The sequence below is a fragment of the Actinomadura parmotrematis genome (genome assembly GCF_019458805.1).
GTDB classification, from domain to species: Bacteria; Actinomycetota; Actinomycetes; order Streptosporangiales; family Streptosporangiaceae; genus Spirillospora; species Spirillospora parmotrematis.
This window is the reverse complement of record NZ_JAIBOA010000055.1, coordinates 1-383: the sequence shown is the minus strand read 5'-3', so window position 1 is coordinate 383 and position 383 is coordinate 1. Positions and strand designations below refer to the sequence as shown.

At 68.4% G+C, this 383-nt stretch carries 1 pseudogene; it reads right to left on the bottom strand.

Features of this window, described 5'->3' with window-relative positions:
* Positions 1 to 338, bottom strand: a pseudogene (locus tag K1Y72_RS35840) (homogentisate 1,2-dioxygenase); the annotation flags it as partial.
* Between the last annotated feature and the right edge of the window lie 45 nt (positions 339 to 383).

Here is a 383-nt window from a genome sequence, read left to right as displayed (position 1 = left end):
TGGAGGTAGACGACCTCATCGCCCACGGAGTTGCGGTACAGCTCGCTGGGGCCGGTGGGGGCGGTGAAGGAGATCCGCACATCGTCGTTGCCGGCCAGGACGTGGCGGCCCAGGATCAGGTCGCCGCCGGGGGGCAGGTCCTGGGTGCGGTAGGCGCGGGGCTGGAGGGGATGGTTGACCGCCAGTTCCGTCTCACCGGCCGCATCGGTCACGCCTTCGCTCTTGATGATCGCGGTGGGCGGGTTGCGGTGATACAGCAGGCTGGAGTCGGAGGAGAAGCCCTCTTCGCCCATGAGTTCTTCGGCGTACAGGGCGCCGTCGGGGCGGCGGAACTGCACGTGACGCTTCCTCGGCACCTCGCCGACAACCCGGTAGTAGGGCAT